This is a genomic window from Pseudotamlana haliotis (assembly GCF_008806375.1).
Classification (GTDB): domain Bacteria; phylum Bacteroidota; class Bacteroidia; order Flavobacteriales; family Flavobacteriaceae; genus Pseudotamlana; species Pseudotamlana haliotis.
This window is the reverse complement of the sequence record NZ_WAAT01000046.1, coordinates 32164-49503: the sequence shown is the minus strand read 5'-3', so window position 1 is coordinate 49503 and position 17340 is coordinate 32164. Positions and strand designations below refer to the sequence as shown.

Sequence of the window (17340 nt, the reverse complement as noted above, 5' to 3'; positions counted from 1 at the left end):
ATGAGTCAAAAAATCAGAATAAAATTAAAGTCTTACGATCATAACTTAGTAGACAAGTCTGCTGATAAGATTGTAAAAACAGTAAAAAGTACTGGAGCTGTAGTAACGGGACCAATTCCATTACCAACGCACAAGAAAATTTTCACTGTATTACGTTCTCCACACGTTAACAAGAAATCTAGAGAACAATTTCAATTAAGCTCTTACAAGCGTTTACTTGATATTTACTCTTCATCTTCAAAAACGATTGATGCTCTAATGAAATTAGAGTTACCAAGTGGTGTAGAAGTAGAAATTAAAGTATAAGTAGATTAAAAGTTTTAACTTTTAACACTTTATAAAATTAAGCATCAGAATAAATTATTATTCTGGTGCTTTTCTCGTTTTTAGCAAAGATTTCTGCGGTTTTTCGCGGGTTAGCACCGTTTTTTTTAGTTTGTGGTTCTGTTTTTTTTGCCCAGTTTAATAGTGGTAAAGTTCGTCAACAGACACTAAATATGTGGTTATAAAGAATTTATACAGAATTATTTGATAATCATTTTTTTAAATTAAAATAAAACACTACATTTGCACTCCAAAAATATGGGGTTTGGCCTCATGTTTACATGTCCCACCAATGCGGTTGCGGGAAAAACGGCAAAAAATACAATTCAAGGCTGAAGGTATTTTTCAGCCTTGAGTGTTTTTAATAAATAAGTAAATCATTAATAAATAATTAAATATGTCTGGGTTAATTGGAAAGAAAATCGGTATGACCAGCATCTTCGATGAAAACGGGAAGAACATTCCTTGTACAGTAATCGAAGCTGGACCATGTATCGTTACCCAAGTCAGAACTGAGGAAGTTGACGGTTATAGTGCCGTACAACTTGGTTTCGATGACGCGACAGAAAAAAGCGCTACTAAAGCTGACTTAGGTCATGCTAAAAAAGCGGGTACTTCTGTTAAGCGTAAAATCGTTGAATTCAAAGGTTTTGATGAGGAGTACAAATTAGGAGATGCCATTACTGTTGAACACTTCGCTGAAGGTGAATTTGTTGACGTAGCTGGAACATCTAAAGGTAAAGGATTTCAAGGTGTTGTAAAACGTCATGGTTTCGGTGGTGTAGGTCAAGCTACTCACGGTCAACATAACCGTTTAAGAGCGCCAGGATCAATTGGAGCTGCATCTTACCCTGCAAGAGTTTTCAAAGGAATGAAGATGGCAGGTAGAATGGGTGGAGACACAGTTAAAGTTCAAAATTTAAGAGTTTTAAAAGTAGTTTCTGAAAAGAACTTACTAGTAGTGAAAGGGTGTGTACCTGGACACAAAAACGCTTATGTAATTATTAGAAAGTAATGAAAGTAGCAGTTTTAGATATAAACGGAAAAGACACAGGTAGAAAGGCAGACCTTTCTAAAGATGTGTTTGCTATTGAGCCTAATAATCACGCTGTATATTTGGATGTTAAACAATATTTAGCAAACCAAAGACAAGGAACTCACAAATCTAAAGAGAGAGCTGAGATTTCTGGATCTACACGTAAGATTAAGAAGCAAAAAGGAACTGGTACAGCGAGAGCAGGTAGTATTAAGTCTGGTGTATTTAAAGGTGGTGGTCGTATGTTCGGTCCGAGACCTAGAAACTACAGCTTCAAACTTAATAAAAACTTAAAGCGTTTAGCGCGTAAGTCTGCCTTAAGTATCAAAGCAGGAGAAAAATCAATTACAGTTTTAGAAGACTTTAATTTTGATAGTGTAAAGACTAAAAACTTTACAGCTGTTTTAAAAGCTTTAGAGCTTGAAAACAAAAAAACTTTGTTCGTATTAGGTGCTGCAAATAACAATGTTTATTTAGCATCTCGTAACGTACAACGTACAGAGGTTATTACTGCTTCAGAATTGAGCACTTACAAAATCCTAAATGCAGGACAAGTTGTTTTATTAGAAGGAGCATTAGCAGGAATTGAAACAAACTTAAGTAAATAAGAAACAGATGAGTATCTTAATTAAACCTATAATCACAGAAAAAGCGACTGCAGATAGCGAGTTAAGAAATTGCTATACTTTCGCAGTGAACACTAAGGCGAACAAGGTAGAAATCAAAAAAGCGGTTGAAGCTGCTTATGGTGTTTCTGTTGAAAAAGTTCGTACTATAAATGTCCGTCCAGATCGTAGTACCAAGTTTACTAAAACTGGTATTCAACATGGTAAAACAAATGCTGTTAAAAAGGCAATTGTACAACTGGCGGAAGGTGAAATGATTGATTTATACAGTAACATGTAATTAAAGACAAATGTCAGTAAGAAAATTAAAACCAATCACCCCAGGACAGCGATTTAGAGTAGTAAATGGTTATGACGCTATTACTACTGATAAGCCGGAAAAGAGTTTACTCGTTCCGAACAAAAGATCTGGAGGTAGAAACAGTCAAGGAAAAATGACCATGCGCTATATTGGTGGTGGTCATAAAAGAAAGTATCGTATTATCGATTTTAAAAGAGACAAAGCGGGGATTCCTGCTGAAGTTGCTTCAATCCAATACGATCCAAACAGAACAGCGTTTATCGCATTATTGAATTATCAAGATGGTGAGAAGCGTTACATTATTGCTCAAAACGGTTTAAAAGTAGGGCAAAATGTAGTATCTGGTAAATCAGGTGTAGCTCCAGAAATTGGAAATGCAATGCCATTAAGTGAAATTCCATTAGGTACCATTATCTCTTGTGTAGAGTTACGTCCAGGTCAAGGAGCTGTTATGGCTCGTAGTGCTGGTGCTTTTGCACAGTTAATGGCAAGAGAAGGTAAGTTCGCAACAGTTAAATTACCTTCAGGTGAAACAAGATTAATTCTTGCTGAATGTTTAGCTACTGTAGGTGTTGTTTCTAACTCAGATCACCAATTATTAGTTGGAGGTAAAGCTGGTAGAACAAGATGGTTAGGTAGAAGACCACGTACTAGACCAGTAGTAATGAATCCAGTTGATCACCCAATGGGTGGTGGTGAAGGTAAATCTTCAGGTGGACATCCACGTTCTAGAAACGGTGTTCCAGCTAAAGGTTACAGAACCCGTTCTAAGACGAAAGCAAGTAATAAATATATTGTAGAACGTAGAAAGAAATAAGACATGGCAAGATCATTAAAAAAAGGACCTTACGTTCATTATAAATTAGAGAGAAAAGTTGCTGTTAATGTTGAAGGTAACAAGAAAACAGTAATCAAAACTTGGTCAAGAGCAAGTATGATTACTCCAGATTTTGTTGGACAAACAATCGCAGTACACAATGGCCGTCAATTCGTACCAGTATATGTTACTGAAAACATGGTAGGTCATAAATTAGGAGAATTTTCACCAACACGTTCATTCCGTGGACATGCAGGTGCTAAAAATAAAGGTAAAAAGTAGTAAGCTATGGGAAGTCGTAAAAAACAAATGGCAGACGCTATTAAGGAAGGAAAAAAGCAAGTTGCTTTTGCTAAACTTAATAACTGTCCTACATCACCGAGAAAAATGCGTTTAGTAGCCGATTTAGTAAGAGGTGAAAAAGTAGAACATGCACTTAATATCTTAAAATTCAACCAAAAGGAAGCTTCTGGACGTTTAGAGAAATTGTTATTGTCTGCATTAGCAAACTGGCAAGCTAAAAACGAAGAAGGAAACATCGAAGAGGCTGGATTAATAGTAAAAGAGATTAGAGTTGATGGCGGATCAATGTTAAAGAGATTACGTCCAGCACCTCAAGGTCGTGCACACAGAATTAGAAAACGTTCAAACCACGTAACAATCGTTGTTGGAGCTAAAAATAACACAGAAAGCTAAGATAGAAGTATGGGACAAAAAACAAATCCAATCGGAAATCGCTTAGGTATTATCAGAGGATGGGAATCTAACTGGTACGGAGGTAATGATTATGGAGATAAGCTTGCCGAAGACGATAAAATTAGAAAATACGTTCACGCGCGTTTATCTAAAGCTAGTGTTAGTAGAGTAATTATCGAAAGAACTTTAAAACTTGTAACCGTTACTATCACTACTGCAAGACCTGGTATCATTATCGGGAAAGGTGGTCAAGAGGTAGACAAGTTAAAAGAAGAGCTTAAGAACATTACTGGAAAAGAAGTTCAGATTAACATCTTTGAAATTAAGAGACCTGAACTAGATGCATTTTTAGTAGGATCAAGTATCGCTCGTCAAATTGAAAATAGAATTTCATACAGACGTGCAATCAAGATGGCTATTGCTGCTACAATGCGTATGAATGCTGAAGGAATTAAAATCCAAATTAGTGGACGTTTAAATGGTGCTGAAATGGCACGTTCTGAGCACTACAAAGAAGGACGTATTCCTTTATCTACCTTCAGAGCCGATATCGATTATGCTTTAGTTGAGGCACACACTACTTATGGTAGATTGGGTGTTAAAGTATGGATCATGAAAGGTGAAGTATATGGTAAAAGAGAACTTTCTCCGCTTGTTGGTTTATCTAAGAAGCAAGGAAAAGGTGGAGCCGGAGGACGTGGCGGAAACAAATCTAACCCACGTCGTAGAAAGTAATTTTTTATAAAGTAAAGAAAAATGTTACAGCCTAAAAGAACAAAATTTCGTAAACAGCAAAAAGGACGTATGAAAGGTCTCTCTGGAAGAGGACACCAACTTTCAAACGGTACTTTTGGAATAAAAGCATTAGACGCAACTTTTATAACGTCTCGTCAAATTGAAGCAGCACGTATTGCCGCTACACGTTACATGAAAAGAGAAGGTCAACTTTGGATTAAAATATTTCCAGACAAGCCTATCACAAAGAAACCTCTTGAAGTACGTATGGGTAAAGGTAAAGGTGCCGTTGAGTATTGGGTAGCCGTATGTAGACCAGGTCGTGTTTTATTTGAAATAGGTGGTGTGCCATTAGACGTTGCAAAAGAAGCATTACGTTTAGCAGCACAAAAGCTACCTGTAAAAACTAAGTTTTTAATCGCTAGAGATTACGAAGCATAATTTATTTGATATTATGAAACAATCAGAAATTAAAGAATTATCTGTAGCTGAGTTACAAGAGAAACTTAGTGAAACAAAAAAGAGTTATTCTGACCTAAAATTGGCTCATGCAATATCTCCTTTAGAGAATCCAATTCAATTACGTTCAGTAAGAAGATCAGTAGCTAGAATTGCGACCGAATTAACTAAAAGAGAATTACAATAATTCTGCCGAAAAGATGGAAACAAGAAATTTAAGAAAAGAACGTATAGGAGTTGTTACTAGTAACAAAATGCAAAAATCAATTGTTGTTGCAGAGGTTAAAAAAGTAAAACACCCTATGTATGGTAAGTTCGTGTTAAAAACGAAAAAATACGTTGCACACGACGAAACGAACGATTGTAATATTGGAGATACTGTAAAGATCATGGAAACAAGACCTTTAAGTAAATCTAAATGTTGGAGATTAGTAGAAATCATAGAAAGAGCTAAATAATTATGTTACAGCAAGAATCAAGAATAAAAGTAGCAGACAATACAGGAGCAAAAGAAGTTTTGGTTATCCGTGTATTGGGCGGTACTAAAAGAAGATACGCTTCTGTTGGAGACAAAATAGTTGTTTCTGTAAAAGATGCAACTCCTAATGGAAACATTAAGAAAAAAGCAGTTTCTACAGCAGTTGTTGTACGTACCAAGAAAGAAGTAAGAAGACCAGACGGATCTTATATTAGATTCGATGATAATGCTTGTGTTTTATTGAACCCAACGGGTGAAATGAGAGGAACACGTGTATTTGGTCCTGTTGCTAGAGAGCTTCGTGATAAACAATTCATGAAGATTGTATCATTAGCACCAGAGGTGCTTTAATACATAATAAGTAAGATGACAAAGCTTAAAATAAAAACTGGAGATACTGTAAAAGTAATCGCTGGAGATCACAAAGGATCTGAAGGTGTTGTACAAAAAGTATTAATAGAAAAGAACAAAGCGATCGTTGAGGGTGTAAACATGGTGAAGAAACATACTAAACCAAGTGCACAAAACCCACAAGGAGGAATCGTTGAGAAGGAAGCAGCTATTCATATTTCTAACTTATCATTGTTAACTTCAAAAGGAGAAACAACAAGAGTTGGATATAGAGTAGAAGGCGATAAAAAAGTAAGATTTTCAACAAAATCTAATGAAGTAATATAGTTATGGCATATTCACCTAGACTTAAAGAAGAGTATAAAGGCAAAGTAATTGCAGCTCTTACAGACGAATTTGGATATAAAAATGTTATGCAAGTTCCTAAACTTACCAAGATAGTAATATCTAAAGGTGTTGGAGCAGCAGTAGCAGACAAAAAGTTGATTGATCACGCAGTAGAGGAATTAACTACAATATCTGGACAAAAAGCAATCCATACTTTATCTAAGAAAGATGTTGCATCTTTTAAATTACGTAAAGGGATGCCAATTGGGGCAAAAGTAACTTTACGTGGCGATAACATGTATGAGTTTTTAGACCGTTTAGTAACTTCAGCACTTCCACGTGTTAGAGATTTCAGCGGAATTAAAGCTACAGGTTTTGATGGTAGAGGTAATTACAACTTAGGAATTACTGAACAAATTATCTTCCCAGAAATAAACATTGACAAAGTCAACAAAATTTCAGGAATGGATATTACCTTTGTAACTACAGCAGAAACTGATAAGGAAGCAAAATCATTATTAACTGAATTAGGATTACCTTTTCAAAAGAACTAAGATATGGCTAAAGAATCAATGAAAGCCCGTGAGGTAAAAAGAGCAAAAACAGTAGCTAAGTATGCTGCAAAACGTAAAGCTTTAAAAGCAGCTGGTGATTACGATGCACTACAAAAGTTACCTAAAAATGCATCTCCTATACGTCAGCATAATAGATGTAAATTAACAGGAAGACCTAAAGGATACATGAGAACTTTCGGGATCTCTCGTGTAACTTTTAGAGAAATGGCTAACCAAGGTCTTATTCCTGGAGTAAGAAAAGCAAGTTGGTAATATTATTTAAATAATCAGATTTAAGGTTCGATACCAAATCGAAAACCAAAATCACAAAATCAATTCATTATGTACTCAGATCCAATTGCGGATTATTTGACAAGAATTAGAAATGCGGTGCGTGCTAACCACAGAGTGGTAGAGATTCCAGCATCTAATTTAAAAAAAGACATAACTAAAATTTTATTCGAACAAGGATATATTTTAAGTTATAAATTTGATGACTCTTCAGTACAAGGAACTATTAAAATAGCTCTTAAGTACAACAAAGAAACAAAGGAACCAGTAATCAAGAAACTTCAAAGAATTAGTACTCCAGGTTTACGTCAGTATTCTGGATCTAAAGATTTACCTAGAATCCTTAACGGTCTTGGTATTGCCATCGTTTCAACTTCTCACGGAGTTATGACAGGTAAACAAGCCAAAAGAGATAACGTAGGTGGAGAAGTTTTATGTTACGTATACTAATTTAAAGCCAGAAAGAAATGTCAAGAATAGGAAATAATCCAGTAGCCATTCCAGAAGGTGTAACAGTTGATGTTAAAGACAACGTTTTAACTGTAAAAGGAAAATTAGGAGAATTATCACAAAATTTCGACACTGTTGAAATTAAGGTGGAAGAAGGAAACGTTCTAGTAACACGTGCTTCAGACAAGAAAGAGGAAAAAGCCAAACACGGTTTATACAGATCTTTAGTAAACAACATGATTGAAGGTGTTTCTAATGGTTGGACTAAACAATTAGAGTTGGTTGGTGTAGGTTATAGAGCATCTAATCAAGGTCAGAAATTAGACTTAGCTTTAGGTTTCTCTCATAACATTGTTTTAAACATAGCTCCAGAAGTTAAAGTTGAAACAATTTCTGAAAAAGGGAAAAACCCGATTATAAAACTAACATCATTCGACAAACAACTTGTTGGTCAAGTAGCTGCTAAAATTCGTGGCTTCAGAAGACCAGAGCCTTACAAAGGTAAAGGTGTGAAGTTCGTAGGTGAAGAGCTAAGAAGAAAAGCAGGTAAATCAGCTTAATAATTAAGTTATGGCATTGACAAAGAACGATAGAAGACTAAGAATAAAAAACAGAATCCGTAAGGTTGTTTCTGGTACAGAAACAAAACCACGATTAGCTGTTTATAGAAGTAATAAAGAAATTTATGCTCAAGTAATTGACGATGTAACTGGTAACACTATCAGTTCAGCATCTTCAAGAGATAAAGACATTAGTTCTGCAAAGGTAACTAAATCTGAAGTAGCTAAATTAGTAGGTAAAGCACTTGCTGAAAAAGCTTTAAAAGCTGGTGTAGAAACAATCTCTTTCGATAGAGGTGGTTATTTATATCACGGTAGAGTTAAATCATTAGCTGAAGGAGCTAGAGAAGCAGGACTTAAATTCTAAGAAATTATGTTTCAAAAATATAAAAGTGCAGAGTTAGTAAAACCAGGTGGATTAGATCTTAAAGATCGTTTAGTTGGTGTACAGAGAGTTACAAAAGTAACTAAAGGTGGTAGAGCATTTGGTTTCTCAGCAATTGTAGTAGTTGGTGATGAAGCTGGTGTTGTAGGACAAGGTTTAGGTAAATCTAAAGATGTTGCTAGTGCAATTGCAAAAGCAGTAGAAGATGCTAAGAAAAACCTAGTTAGAATTCCTATTATTAAAGGAACTTTACCACATGAGCAAAAAGGTAAATTTGGTGGAGCTAGAGTAAATATTATTCCTGCTGCTCCTGGTACAGGTGTAATTGCTGGTGGTGCTGTGAGAACAGTATTAGAAGCCGTTGGTGTACACGATGTATTATCTAAATCTCAAGGATCATCAAACCCTCATAACGTAGTAAAAGCAACTTTTGATGCTTTATTACAATTAAGAGATGCAAATGTGATCGCTAAGGATAGAGGTATTTCACTTGAGAAGGTTTTTAACGCTTAATATAGACAGAGATGGCAAAGATTAAAGTAACAAAAGTTAAAAGCGCAATCAATCGCCCACAAAGACAAAAGAGAACATTAGTAGCTTTAGGTCTTAATAAGATTGGTCAAGTAAAAGAGCATGAAGCTACACCAAATATTCTTGGTATGGTTGCTAAAGTTTCACATTTAGTTTCTGTTGAAGAAGCTTAAAAATATAAACTGAAAAATGGATTTAAGTAATTTAAAACCTGCAGAAGGTTCAGTAAAAAACCAAGGTAAGAGAATTGGTAGAGGTCAAGGTACTGGTAAAGGTGGCACGGCAACTCGTGGTCACAAAGGTGCTAAGTCTCGTTCTGGTTACTCTAAGAAACTAGGATTTGAAGGTGGTCAAATGCCACTTCAAAGACGTGTTCCTAAGTTTGGTTTTACTAACATCAACCGCGTTGAGTATCAAGGGATCAACCTAGATACATTACAACAATTGGCTGATGATAAGAAAATTGGAGATACTGTTGATTTTGAAACATTATTCACAAACCGTTTAATCGGGAAAAATGATCTAGTTAAAATATTAGGTCGTGGTGAATTGAAAGCAAAATTAAAAGTATCTGCTCATAAGTTTACTGCTTCAGCAAAGGCTGCTATTGAAGCTGCTGGCGGAGAAGCTGTAACTTTATAATACTCATTATAAGTATGAAATTTATAGAATCAATTAAGAATGTTTGGAAAATAGAAGAATTAAGAAACAGAATCATGGTAACCTTGGGTCTGTTATTAGTTTACCGTTTCGGTGCTCAAGTTGTATTACCAGGTATTGATGCTTCTCAGTTAGGTGGTTTGGCAGATAAAACAGACGGTGGTTTGTTAGGTTTGTTAAATGCCTTTACAGGAGGTGCATTTGCTAATGCTTCGGTTTTTGCACTAGGTATCATGCCTTACATTTCTGCTTCTATTGTTGTTCAGCTGATGGGTATTGCCATTCCTTACTTGCAAAAATTGCAAAAAGAGGGTGCTAGTGGACAGAAGAAAATTAATCAGATTACACGTTGGTTAACCATCGCAATCTGTTTATTGCAAGCTCCTGGATACTTAGCTAGTTTACCTGCTTTAGGTATTCCTCAAAGTGCATTTTTATTAGGGACAGGACCATTATTCTATTTCTCTTCAGTATCAATCTTAGTAACGGGATGTATTTTCGCTATGTGGTTGGGAGAGAAAATTACCGATAAAGGTATTGGAAATGGTATCTCTTTATTAATTATGGTTGGTATCATTGCTACCTTACCTCAAGCATTTTTACAAAATGCAGCTACCCGATTAGAAGGTGGTGGTAACGGTGGTTTAATGATGGTATTAATTGAATTTGTTATCTGGTTCGTAATCATATTAGCTGCAATTATGCTAGTTATGGGTGTGAGAAAGATTGCTGTACAATACGCTAGAAGAACAGCTTCTGGTGGTTATGAAAAAAGTGCAGAGGCTGGTTCAAGACAATACATTCCTTTAAAGCTTAATGCTTCAGGAGTAATGCCAATTATTTTTGCTCAGGCAATTATGTTTGTTCCTGGTTTAATTGGTGGTTCTTCTTTCTTGAAAGAAACGGCTACTGGAACTTGGTTACAAACTAATTTTTCTGATATGTTCGGGTTTTGGTACAACGTGACATTTGCTTTATTAATTATTGTATTCACATACTTTTATACAGCAATAACAGTTCCTACAAATAAAATGGCCGACGATTTAAAACGTAGTGGTGGTTTTATTCCAGGTATTCGTCCAGGAAGTGAGACTTCAGAGTATTTAGACAAAATTATGTCTCAAATTACTTTACCAGGATCTATCTTTTTAGCCCTTATCGCGATTTTCCCAGCGCTTATTGTTAAGCTAATGGGAGTGCAACAAGGTTGGGCTTTATTTTTCGGAGGTACCTCATTATTAATTATGGTAGGAGTTGCAATTGATACGATGCAACAAATAAATTCTTATTTGTTGAATAGACACTATGACGGTTTGATGAAGACAGGTAAAAATAGAAAAGCAGTAGCTTAATTATTATACTATGGCAAAACAAGCAGCAATAGAACAAGACGGAACAATCATTGAAGCATTATCTAATGCGATGTTCCGAGTTGAATTAGAAAACGGTCACATTGTGACTGCTCATATCTCTGGTAAGATGCGTATGCACTACATTAAATTGTTACCTGGAGATAAAGTAAAATTAGAAATGAGTCCTTATGATTTAACTAAGGCTCGAATAACTTATAGATACTAATACGATGAAAGTAAGAGCTTCAGTTAAAAAAAGAAGTGCAGATTGTAAAATCGTGCGTAGAAAAGGTAGACTTTACGTGATAAACAAAAAGAATCCTAGATTTAAACAAAGACAAGGGTAATTATGGCAAGAATTGCAGGTGTAGACATACCAAAAAACAAGAGAGGCGTTATCTCTTTAACCTATATCTACGGAATAGGAAGAAGTAGAGCGAAAGAGATTTTAGCTGCGGCTAAAGTAGAAGAAAGTACAAAAGTTCAAGATTGGAGCGATGACCAAATTGCTGGTATTCGTGAAGCTGTTGGAACTTTCACTATCGAAGGTGAATTACGTTCTGAAACACAATTAAACATTAAGCGATTAATGGATATTGGATGTTACAGAGGTATTCGTCACAGATCTGGTCTTCCATTAAGAGGACAACGTACTAAGAACAACTCAAGAACCAGAAAAGGTAGAAGAAAGACTGTTGCTAACAAAAAGAAAGCAACTAAGTAATAATTAGAAATTTAGTCTTTAGTATTTAGACGTTGGAAGGAATCTGTTTGAAATTACGGTTTAGGATTCTAGCGACTATCACTAAAACTAAGCACTAGAAAATATGGCAAAGACAAGCACAAAAAAACGTAAAGTTATTGTTGAGTCTGTTGGTGAAGCTCACGTAACAGCATCTTTTAATAACATTATTATTTCACTTACTAACAAAAAAGGAGACGTGATTTCATGGTCTTCTGCTGGTAAGATGGGATTTAGAGGTTCTAAGAAAAACACACCTTACGCTGCTCAATTAGCTGCTGAAGATGCTGCAGGAGTAGCATCAGAAGCTGGATTGAAAAAAGTAAAAGTTTATGTTAAAGGACCTGGAAATGGTAGAGAATCTGCTATTCGCTCTATCCACAATGCTGGAATTGAAGTAACAGAAATTATCGATGTTACTCCATTACCACACAATGGATGTCGTCCTCCAAAAAGAAGAAGAGTTTAATCACGTTTTAACTAACGCGATTTAAATACAGCAAGTTAGAAAAATTAATATCACCTATGTTTAGGTGGTATTATTTTTTTGTGTAAATTTGCAAACTGAAAAATTAACAAGTATCAACCGAGAGATCAAAAGATTATCGAAGGATAAGATTAAGACCTTAATTCATAATCACTCTCTTAATTAAATTCATTATGGCAAGATATACTGGTCCTAAAACTAAAATAGCTCGTAAATTTGGCGAAGCTATCTTCGGAGATGACAAGTCTTTCGAAAAAAGAAATTACCCTCCTGGGCAACACGGAAACAACAGAAGACGTGGTAAGAAATCTGAATACGCAATCCAATTAGAGGCGAAACAAAAAGCTAAATATACTTATGGTATTTTAGAGCGTCAATTTAGAGGATTGTTTAAAAAAGCTAGAGCTGCACAAGGTATTACTGGTGAAGTTTTACTGCAATTATGTGAGTCTCGTTTAGATAATGTAGTATTCAGAATGGGAGTTGCTCCTACAAGAAGCGCTGCAAGACAATTAGTATCTCACAGACACATTACAGTAAATGGTGAATTGGTAAACATTCCTTCTTACCAATTATTAGCTGGTGATGTTGTTGCTGTTAGAGAAAAATCTAAATCTCTTGAAGCTATCGCTAATTCATTAGCAAACTCTAGTACAGTTTATGAGTGGATCACTTGGAACGATGATACTAAACAAGGAACTTACGTATCTGTTCCTCAAAGAGTTCAAATTCCAGAAAACATAAACGAACAGTTTATCGTCGAATTATATTCTAAATAATAAATTTAACCATATTGGTATTTGGCCAAAGGGTTTATTCGTGCTCTTCAAACTTATAAACCGCGCAACCAAATAACAATTAAAACGAAGAAAAATTATGGCAGTATTTAATTTTCAAAAACCCGACAAAGTAATCATGATTGATTCTACTGATTTCGAAGGTAAATTCGAATTCAGACCATTAGAACCAGGTTACGGATTAACAGTAGGAAATGCTTTGAGAAGAGTTTTATTATCTTCTCTTGAAGGATTTGCAATTACATCTGTTAGAATTGAGGGTGTTGATCATGAGTTTTCAGCAATTGCTGGAGTTGTAGAAGATGTTACAGAAATCATCTTAAACTTAAAACAAGTACGTTTTAAAAGACAAATTGAAGATATTGATAACGAATCAATTTCAATTTCAATCTCAGGTCAAGATAGAATTACAGCTGGCGATTTTCAAAAGTTTATCTCAGGTTTCCAAGTATTAAATACAGAATTAGTTATTTGTAACTTAGATCCTAAAGTTAACTTTAACATGGAAATCACTATTGAAAAAGGTAGAGGATATGTTCCTGCAGAAGAAAATAAAAAAGCTTCAGCACCAATAGGTACTATCTTTACTGATTCAATTTATACACCAATAAAAAACGTTAAGTATAGTATTGAAAACTATCGTGTTGAACAAAAAACTGATTATGAAAAATTAGTTTTTGAAATCATTACTGATGGATCAATTTCTCCACAAGACGCTTTAACAGAAGGTGCAAAAACATTAATTCATCACTTCATGTTATTCTCTGATGAGCGTATCACTTTAGAGGCTGATGAAATTGCACAAACTGAAACTTATGATGAAGAATCACTTCACATGAGACAGTTGCTTAAAACAAAGTTAATTGATATGGACTTATCTGTTCGTGCACTGAACTGTTTAAAAGCTGCTGAAGTTGATACTTTAGGAGACTTAGTATCATTCAATAAAAATGATTTAATGAAATTCAGAAACTTTGGTAAAAAATCATTAACTGAGCTTGAAGAGCTTGTTAATGTTAAAGGCCTTAATTTCGGAATGGACTTAAGCAAATATAAATTAGATAAAGACTAAGGGATTTAAAATTGTTGCAAAACAATTGGCGATTTCTAATTTATCAAACAATTAGTTATTAACGACTCATAATTTGCTCTCCAAAAAGGATCTGGTAGCAAGATGATGTCAAAATTAAAATGTCATGAGACACGGAAAAAAAGTAAACCACTTAGGTAGAAAAACAGCTCACAGAAAAGCAATGTTAGCTAATATGGCTTGTTCTTTAATTGAACACAAGCGTATCAACACAACGGTTGCTAAAGCTAAAGCTTTAAAACAATTTGTAGAGCCAATGATTACTAAGTCTAAAGAAGATACTACACATAACAGACGTATTGTGATGGCTAACCTTAGACAAAAAGATGCGGTAACTGAGTTGTTCAGAGAGGTTGCTACTAAAATAGCAGACAGACCAGGAGGTTATACTAGAATTATCAAATTAGGAAATCGTTTAGGTGATAACGCTGATATGGCAATGATAGAATTAGTTGATTACAACGAAATCTACAATGCTGATAAAGCTAAGAAGAAAACGACAAGAAGAAGTAGAAGAGGTGGTTCTAAACCAGCTGCTGCAGCTCCTGTTGAAACTAAAGCTTCAAACGAAGAGGAATAAATGTTGATAATCATTTAAAATATAAAGGATAAACTATTTTAGTTTATCCTTTTTTTTGCGCAATTTTGTAAAACTTTTTTCCTGAGCACTCAGGAAGCTCATTTGAATTATATGAAATATCAAAAAAGACAAAAAGCCATCGTTCTTTTAGCAGATGGTACTATTTTTCACGGTAAAGCTGTCGGTAACAAACAAGGAACTTCATTTGGAGAAGTTTGTTTCAATACAGGTATGACTGGTTACCAAGAAATTTTTACAGACCCTTCTTATTTCGGACAAATCATGGTTGCTACTAATGCTCATATTGGTAACTACGGAACTAATGTTGATGAAGTAGAATCTGATTCTGTTAAAATCGCTGGGTTAATTGTTAAGAATTTTAGCTACGAATACTCAAGAGATCGTGCTGATGCTTCTTTAGAAGAATTTTTAGATAAAAATAATTTGTTAGCCATTTCAGATGTTGATACTAGAGCTTTAGTAAGTTACATTAGAGATAATGGTGCAATGAATGCCGTTATTTCTACTGAAGTTGATAATATTGAAGGTTTAAAGAAGCAATTAGCTGAAGTTCCAAATATGGAAGGTTTAGAATTAGCTTCACAAGTGTCAACTAAAGAACCTTATTATTATGGTGATGAAAATGCCACTTATAAGGTAGCAGCTTTAGATATTGGAATTAAAAAGAATATCTTAAGAAACATAGCCAAAAGAGATGCATACATTAAAGTGTTTCCTTATAATGCTTCTTTTGAAGATCTAGAAGCGTTTAACCCTGATGGGTATTTCTTATCTAACGGCCCTGGAGATCCAGAACCTTTAGTAGAAGCTCAAGCAGTGGCTAAAGAAATTATAAAAAGAGATTTACCTTTATTTGGTATCTGTTTAGGGCACCAAATTATAGCATTAGCTAACGGGATCTCTACTTATAAAATGCATAATGGCCATAGAGGGATTAATCACCCTGTGAAGAACATGAACACAGGTAAAGGTGAAATCACTTCTCAAAACCACGGTTTTGCTGTAAATAGAGAAGAAGCGGAAGCACACCCAGATCTTGAAGTGACACACGTGCACTTAAACGATAACACCGTTGCTGGTTTAGCTATGAAGAGCAAAAATTGCTTCTCAGTGCAATACCATCCCGAAGCGAGTCCAGGACCTCATGATTCTGATTATCTTTTTGATCAGTTTATAGAAAGTCTTAAAAAATAAAGATTTAATTAATCCCAATAATAGTTTACTGTTATTGGGATTTTCTTTTACTAAAACGTTGTAGAAATTTTTATGTTAATTTATTCAACATTTTATGAGGAAAAAGAAGATTTAGCCGTAAATTTGATGTAATATAAAGTTTTAAAATAAAGCAATTATGAGTATAATAATCAATGTCCACGCAAGACAAATTTTAGATTCAAGAGGTAATCCAACTGTTGAAGTTGATGTAGTTACAGAAAACAATATTTTAGGTAGAGCTGCTGTACCATCAGGAGCATCAACAGGAGAGCATGAAGCCGTTGAATTACGTGACGGTGGTGACACTTACATGGGAAAAGGTGTTTTAAAAGCTGTAGATAATGTAAACTCGTTAATTGCTGAAGAATTATTAGGAGTTTCTGTTTTTGAGCAAAATCTTATCGATAAAATCATGATTGATTTAGATGGAACTAAAAACAAATCTAAATTAGGAGCTAATGCGATCTTAGGAGTATCTTTAGCTGTTGCTAAGGCTGCAGCTAATGAATTAAACATGCCATTATACAGATACGTAGGTGGGGTTTCTGCAAATACGCTTCCTGTACCAATGATGAACATCATCAACGGTGGTTCACATAGTGATGCGCCTATCGCATTTCAAGAGTTTATGATTATGCCTGTGAAAGCTAAAACGTTTACACATGCTATGCAGATGGGAACTGAAATCTTCCACCACCTTAAAAAAGTATTACACGACAGAGATTTAAGTACTGCTGTAGGTGATGAAGGAGGGTTTGCTCCAAACTTACCAGGAGGAACTGAAGATGCCTTAGATACCATTGCAAAAGCTGTTGGAAATGCAGGTTATAAATTTGGCGATGAAGTTATGATCGCTTTAGATTGTGCTTCAGCTGAATTCTTTGTAAACGGTAAATATGATTACACTAAATTCGAAGGTGATTCTGGTGTTGTTAGAACATCTAAAGAACAAGCTGAATACTTAGCTGAATTAGCGTCTAAATACCCAATCATCTCTATTGAAGATGGTATGGATGAAAATGACTGGGACGGAACTAAATATCTTACTGAATTAATTGGTGATAAAGTACAATTAGTTGGTGATGATTTATTCGTTACTAATGTAGAGCGTTTATCAAGAGGTATTGAAGAAGGTATTGCAAACTCAATTCTTATTAAAGTAAACCAAATTGGTTCTTTAACTGAAACAATTGCAGCTGTAAACATGGCGAAAAATGCTGGTTACACAACCGTAATGTCTCACCGTTCTGGAGAAACAGAAGATAACACGATTGCTGATTTAGCAGTAGCTTTAAACTGTGGTCAAATTAAAACAGGTTCTGCATCTCGTAGTGACCGTATGGCGAAATATAACCAACTTCTTAGAATTGAAGAAGAATTAGGAGAGGTAGCTTATTTTCCACAAGAAAAAGCATTCAAAATTAAATAGTAATATTTAATTGAAGTATAAATAAAAAAGCGATTATTATTTTAAT

General features: G+C 34.8%; 31 protein-coding genes. All 31 read left to right on the top strand.

From position 1 onward, the window contains the following. Window positions 1-306: a 30S ribosomal protein S10 gene (rpsJ, locus tag F6U93_RS10515; RefSeq protein ID WP_007650482.1), complete on the top strand. Its 306-nt coding sequence runs from the start codon at window positions 1-3 to the stop codon at window positions 304-306. A 415-nt stretch (window positions 307-721) separates the two neighbouring features. Beyond that, window positions 722-1339 carry a 50S ribosomal protein L3 gene (rplC, locus tag F6U93_RS10510; protein WP_150939564.1) on the top strand — a complete coding sequence of 206 codons (618 nt, stop codon included), beginning with the start codon at window positions 722-724 and terminating at the stop codon, window positions 1337-1339. After that, window positions 1339-1968, top strand: a complete 630-nt coding sequence (gene rplD / locus F6U93_RS10505) for a 50S ribosomal protein L4 (protein WP_150939562.1) — start codon at window positions 1339-1341, stop codon at window positions 1966-1968. The genes rplC and rplD overlap by 1 nt, the downstream gene beginning before the upstream one ends. Window positions 1969-1975: 7 nt before the next feature. Then, on the top strand, window positions 1976-2266 hold the full coding sequence (gene rplW, locus F6U93_RS10500; RefSeq protein WP_019386269.1) for a 50S ribosomal protein L23: 291 nt from the start codon (window positions 1976-1978) through the stop codon (window positions 2264-2266). A 10-nt stretch (window positions 2267-2276) separates the two neighbouring features. Further along, a complete protein-coding gene (gene rplB / locus F6U93_RS10495; RefSeq protein ID WP_150939560.1) occupies window positions 2277-3104 on the top strand; it encodes a 50S ribosomal protein L2 in 828 nt (275 codons plus the stop codon). Window positions 3105-3107: 3 nt separating this feature from the next. Beyond that, window positions 3108-3386 carry a 30S ribosomal protein S19 gene (gene rpsS, locus F6U93_RS10490; protein WP_150939558.1) on the top strand — a complete coding sequence of 93 codons (279 nt, stop codon included), beginning with the start codon at window positions 3108-3110 and terminating at the stop codon, window positions 3384-3386. A gap of 6 nt (window positions 3387-3392) precedes the next feature. Continuing rightward, window positions 3393-3800 (top strand): 50S ribosomal protein L22, encoded by a 408-nt coding sequence (rplV, locus tag F6U93_RS10485; protein WP_150939556.1) that lies wholly within the window; start codon window positions 3393-3395, stop codon window positions 3798-3800. Between the two features lie 9 nt (window positions 3801-3809). Continuing rightward, complete coding sequence (gene rpsC / locus F6U93_RS10480) at window positions 3810-4535, top strand: 30S ribosomal protein S3 (protein ID WP_150939554.1); 726 nt, start codon at window positions 3810-3812, stop codon at window positions 4533-4535. A gap of 21 nt (window positions 4536-4556) precedes the next feature. Further along, window positions 4557-4976, top strand: coding sequence for a 50S ribosomal protein L16 (gene rplP, locus F6U93_RS10475; protein WP_067147348.1), 420 nt, complete (start codon window positions 4557-4559; stop codon window positions 4974-4976). Between the two features lie 13 nt (window positions 4977-4989). Continuing rightward, on the top strand, window positions 4990-5181 hold the full coding sequence (gene rpmC / locus F6U93_RS10470; RefSeq protein WP_150939552.1) for a 50S ribosomal protein L29: 192 nt from the start codon (window positions 4990-4992) through the stop codon (window positions 5179-5181). 13 nt (window positions 5182-5194) lie between these two features. Continuing rightward, window positions 5195-5452, top strand: coding sequence for a 30S ribosomal protein S17 (gene rpsQ, locus F6U93_RS10465; protein ID WP_072399584.1), 258 nt, complete (start codon window positions 5195-5197; stop codon window positions 5450-5452). A gap of 2 nt (window positions 5453-5454) precedes the next feature. Further along, entirely contained in the window at window positions 5455-5823 is a 369-nt protein-coding gene (gene rplN, locus F6U93_RS10460) for a 50S ribosomal protein L14 (RefSeq protein WP_069831953.1), read from the top strand. 15 nt (window positions 5824-5838) lie between these two features. Continuing rightward, on the top strand, window positions 5839-6150 hold the full coding sequence (rplX, locus tag F6U93_RS10455; RefSeq protein ID WP_150939550.1) for a 50S ribosomal protein L24: 312 nt from the start codon (window positions 5839-5841) through the stop codon (window positions 6148-6150). A gap of 2 nt (window positions 6151-6152) precedes the next feature. Then, complete coding sequence (rplE, locus tag F6U93_RS10450) at window positions 6153-6704, top strand: 50S ribosomal protein L5 (RefSeq protein WP_150939548.1); 552 nt, start codon at window positions 6153-6155, stop codon at window positions 6702-6704. Between the two features lie 3 nt (window positions 6705-6707). Then, complete coding sequence (rpsN, locus tag F6U93_RS10445) at window positions 6708-6977, top strand: 30S ribosomal protein S14 (RefSeq protein ID WP_150939545.1); 270 nt, start codon at window positions 6708-6710, stop codon at window positions 6975-6977. 69 nt (window positions 6978-7046) lie between these two features. After that, window positions 7047-7445, top strand: a complete 399-nt coding sequence (gene rpsH / locus F6U93_RS10440; protein WP_150939543.1) for a 30S ribosomal protein S8 — start codon at window positions 7047-7049, stop codon at window positions 7443-7445. Between the two features lie 17 nt (window positions 7446-7462). Beyond that, entirely contained in the window at window positions 7463-8005 is a 543-nt protein-coding gene (rplF, locus tag F6U93_RS10435) for a 50S ribosomal protein L6 (RefSeq protein ID WP_150939541.1), read from the top strand. 10 nt (window positions 8006-8015) lie between these two features. Further along, a complete protein-coding gene (gene rplR, locus F6U93_RS10430) occupies window positions 8016-8372 on the top strand; it encodes a 50S ribosomal protein L18 (RefSeq protein WP_150939539.1) in 357 nt (118 codons plus the stop codon). A gap of 6 nt (window positions 8373-8378) precedes the next feature. Further along, complete coding sequence (gene rpsE, locus F6U93_RS10425; RefSeq protein ID WP_150939537.1) at window positions 8379-8903, top strand: 30S ribosomal protein S5; 525 nt, start codon at window positions 8379-8381, stop codon at window positions 8901-8903. Window positions 8904-8914: 11 nt separating this feature from the next. Next, window positions 8915-9094 carry a 50S ribosomal protein L30 gene (rpmD, locus tag F6U93_RS10420; RefSeq protein ID WP_150939535.1) on the top strand — a complete coding sequence of 60 codons (180 nt, stop codon included), beginning with the start codon at window positions 8915-8917 and terminating at the stop codon, window positions 9092-9094. 16 nt (window positions 9095-9110) lie between these two features. After that, the gene (gene rplO / locus F6U93_RS10415) at window positions 9111-9563 is read left to right on the top strand and encodes a 50S ribosomal protein L15 (RefSeq protein ID WP_150939532.1); all 453 of its coding nucleotides are present in this window, start codon (window positions 9111-9113) and stop codon (window positions 9561-9563) included. A 14-nt stretch (window positions 9564-9577) separates the two neighbouring features. Beyond that, window positions 9578-10933, top strand: a complete 1356-nt coding sequence (gene secY / locus F6U93_RS10410; RefSeq protein WP_150939530.1) for a preprotein translocase subunit SecY — start codon at window positions 9578-9580, stop codon at window positions 10931-10933. 10 nt (window positions 10934-10943) lie between these two features. After that, window positions 10944-11159 carry a translation initiation factor IF-1 gene (gene infA, locus F6U93_RS10405; RefSeq protein ID WP_007094967.1) on the top strand — a complete coding sequence of 72 codons (216 nt, stop codon included), beginning with the start codon at window positions 10944-10946 and terminating at the stop codon, window positions 11157-11159. A gap of 4 nt (window positions 11160-11163) precedes the next feature. Next, window positions 11164-11280 carry a type B 50S ribosomal protein L36 gene (ykgO, locus tag F6U93_RS10400; RefSeq protein WP_013305171.1) on the top strand — a complete coding sequence of 39 codons (117 nt, stop codon included), beginning with the start codon at window positions 11164-11166 and terminating at the stop codon, window positions 11278-11280. Window positions 11281-11282: 2 nt separating this feature from the next. Beyond that, the gene (gene rpsM / locus F6U93_RS10395) at window positions 11283-11657 is read left to right on the top strand and encodes a 30S ribosomal protein S13 (RefSeq protein ID WP_150939528.1); all 375 of its coding nucleotides are present in this window, start codon (window positions 11283-11285) and stop codon (window positions 11655-11657) included. Between the two features lie 103 nt (window positions 11658-11760). Then, the gene (gene rpsK / locus F6U93_RS10390; protein ID WP_150939526.1) at window positions 11761-12144 is read left to right on the top strand and encodes a 30S ribosomal protein S11; all 384 of its coding nucleotides are present in this window, start codon (window positions 11761-11763) and stop codon (window positions 12142-12144) included. Between the two features lie 191 nt (window positions 12145-12335). Continuing rightward, window positions 12336-12941: a 30S ribosomal protein S4 gene (gene rpsD / locus F6U93_RS10385; RefSeq protein WP_150939525.1), complete on the top strand. Its 606-nt coding sequence runs from the start codon at window positions 12336-12338 to the stop codon at window positions 12939-12941. A gap of 97 nt (window positions 12942-13038) precedes the next feature. Then, entirely contained in the window at window positions 13039-14031 is a 993-nt protein-coding gene (locus F6U93_RS10380; protein ID WP_150939524.1) for a DNA-directed RNA polymerase subunit alpha, read from the top strand. 124 nt (window positions 14032-14155) lie between these two features. Then, entirely contained in the window at window positions 14156-14629 is a 474-nt protein-coding gene (gene rplQ, locus F6U93_RS10375) for a 50S ribosomal protein L17 (RefSeq protein WP_150939522.1), read from the top strand. 111 nt (window positions 14630-14740) lie between these two features. Further along, entirely contained in the window at window positions 14741-15844 is a 1104-nt protein-coding gene (gene carA, locus F6U93_RS10370; RefSeq protein ID WP_150939520.1) for a glutamine-hydrolyzing carbamoyl-phosphate synthase small subunit, read from the top strand. Window positions 15845-16001: 157 nt separating this feature from the next. Continuing rightward, window positions 16002-17294: a phosphopyruvate hydratase gene (gene eno / locus F6U93_RS10365; protein ID WP_150939518.1), complete on the top strand. Its 1293-nt coding sequence runs from the start codon at window positions 16002-16004 to the stop codon at window positions 17292-17294. Window positions 17295-17340 lie beyond the last annotated feature (46 nt).

Coding starts and splice junctions, on each gene's coding strand:
- rpsQ (WP_072399584.1), top strand. CDS start 5,195: ATGGAAACAAGAAATTTAAGAAAAGAACGTATAGGAGTTGTTACTAGT.
- rpsM (WP_150939528.1), top strand. CDS start 11,283: ATGGCAAGAATTGCAGGTGTAGACATACCAAAAAACAAGAGAGGCGTT.
- rplX (WP_150939550.1), top strand. CDS start 5,839: ATGACAAAGCTTAAAATAAAAACTGGAGATACTGTAAAAGTAATCGCT.
- rpsN (WP_150939545.1), top strand. CDS start 6,708: ATGGCTAAAGAATCAATGAAAGCCCGTGAGGTAAAAAGAGCAAAAACA.
- carA (WP_150939520.1), top strand. CDS start 14,741: ATGAAATATCAAAAAAGACAAAAAGCCATCGTTCTTTTAGCAGATGGT.
- rpsH (WP_150939543.1), top strand. CDS start 7,047: ATGTACTCAGATCCAATTGCGGATTATTTGACAAGAATTAGAAATGCG.
- rplV (WP_150939556.1), top strand. CDS start 3,393: ATGGGAAGTCGTAAAAAACAAATGGCAGACGCTATTAAGGAAGGAAAA.
- rpsK (WP_150939526.1), top strand. CDS start 11,761: ATGGCAAAGACAAGCACAAAAAAACGTAAAGTTATTGTTGAGTCTGTT.
- rpmC (WP_150939552.1), top strand. CDS start 4,990: ATGAAACAATCAGAAATTAAAGAATTATCTGTAGCTGAGTTACAAGAG.
- secY (WP_150939530.1), top strand. CDS start 9,578: ATGAAATTTATAGAATCAATTAAGAATGTTTGGAAAATAGAAGAATTA.
- ykgO (WP_013305171.1), top strand. CDS start 11,164: ATGAAAGTAAGAGCTTCAGTTAAAAAAAGAAGTGCAGATTGTAAAATC.
- rplN (WP_069831953.1), top strand. CDS start 5,455: ATGTTACAGCAAGAATCAAGAATAAAAGTAGCAGACAATACAGGAGCA.
- rplW (WP_019386269.1), top strand. CDS start 1,976: ATGAGTATCTTAATTAAACCTATAATCACAGAAAAAGCGACTGCAGAT.
- rplP (WP_067147348.1), top strand. CDS start 4,557: ATGTTACAGCCTAAAAGAACAAAATTTCGTAAACAGCAAAAAGGACGT.
- rplC (WP_150939564.1), top strand. CDS start 722: ATGTCTGGGTTAATTGGAAAGAAAATCGGTATGACCAGCATCTTCGAT.
- rplF (WP_150939541.1), top strand. CDS start 7,463: ATGTCAAGAATAGGAAATAATCCAGTAGCCATTCCAGAAGGTGTAACA.
- rpsJ (WP_007650482.1), top strand. CDS start 1: ATGAGTCAAAAAATCAGAATAAAATTAAAGTCTTACGATCATAACTTA.
- rpsD (WP_150939525.1), top strand. CDS start 12,336: ATGGCAAGATATACTGGTCCTAAAACTAAAATAGCTCGTAAATTTGGC.
- rplD (WP_150939562.1), top strand. CDS start 1,339: ATGAAAGTAGCAGTTTTAGATATAAACGGAAAAGACACAGGTAGAAAG.
- rplB (WP_150939560.1), top strand. CDS start 2,277: ATGTCAGTAAGAAAATTAAAACCAATCACCCCAGGACAGCGATTTAGA.
- rplE (WP_150939548.1), top strand. CDS start 6,153: ATGGCATATTCACCTAGACTTAAAGAAGAGTATAAAGGCAAAGTAATT.
- F6U93_RS10380 (WP_150939524.1), top strand. CDS start 13,039: ATGGCAGTATTTAATTTTCAAAAACCCGACAAAGTAATCATGATTGAT.
- rpsC (WP_150939554.1), top strand. CDS start 3,810: ATGGGACAAAAAACAAATCCAATCGGAAATCGCTTAGGTATTATCAGA.
- infA (WP_007094967.1), top strand. CDS start 10,944: ATGGCAAAACAAGCAGCAATAGAACAAGACGGAACAATCATTGAAGCA.
- rplQ (WP_150939522.1), top strand. CDS start 14,156: ATGAGACACGGAAAAAAAGTAAACCACTTAGGTAGAAAAACAGCTCAC.
- rpmD (WP_150939535.1), top strand. CDS start 8,915: ATGGCAAAGATTAAAGTAACAAAAGTTAAAAGCGCAATCAATCGCCCA.
- rpsE (WP_150939537.1), top strand. CDS start 8,379: ATGTTTCAAAAATATAAAAGTGCAGAGTTAGTAAAACCAGGTGGATTA.
- rpsS (WP_150939558.1), top strand. CDS start 3,108: ATGGCAAGATCATTAAAAAAAGGACCTTACGTTCATTATAAATTAGAG.
- rplR (WP_150939539.1), top strand. CDS start 8,016: ATGGCATTGACAAAGAACGATAGAAGACTAAGAATAAAAAACAGAATC.
- eno (WP_150939518.1), top strand. CDS start 16,002: ATGAGTATAATAATCAATGTCCACGCAAGACAAATTTTAGATTCAAGA.
- rplO (WP_150939532.1), top strand. CDS start 9,111: ATGGATTTAAGTAATTTAAAACCTGCAGAAGGTTCAGTAAAAAACCAA.